The organism is Kineococcus sp. AC630, assembly GCF_979255925.1.
Window position 1 is genome coordinate 1 of record NZ_CEEDMJ010000188.1, and the last position, 229, is coordinate 229.

1 pseudogene is annotated in these 229 nt (G+C 76.4%); it reads left to right on the forward strand.

Going from position 1 to position 229, the window contains the following annotated elements:
* Nucleotides 1–229: pseudogene (locus tag AC0I8G_RS26375) on the forward strand (hypothetical protein); the annotation flags it as partial.

Consider the following 229-nt stretch of genomic DNA (forward strand, 5'->3'; position numbering starts at 1 on the left):
CTGCGTCGGCGACACGAGCAACGGCGCCGACCCCCCGCTCGCCGCCCGTCTCGGCCTGCCGCGCCAGTGGCTGCACGCCGTCCGGCTCGGTTTCGAGCACCCCGGGACGGGCCGGCCCGTCGAGTTCCCGAGCAGCTACCCGCTCGACCTGACCACCGCCCTGGAGCGCCTCGCCGACCGAGGCGCGGACGTGTGTCGGGTCGGGTCCGTGTCCGGGCCGGCACTTACC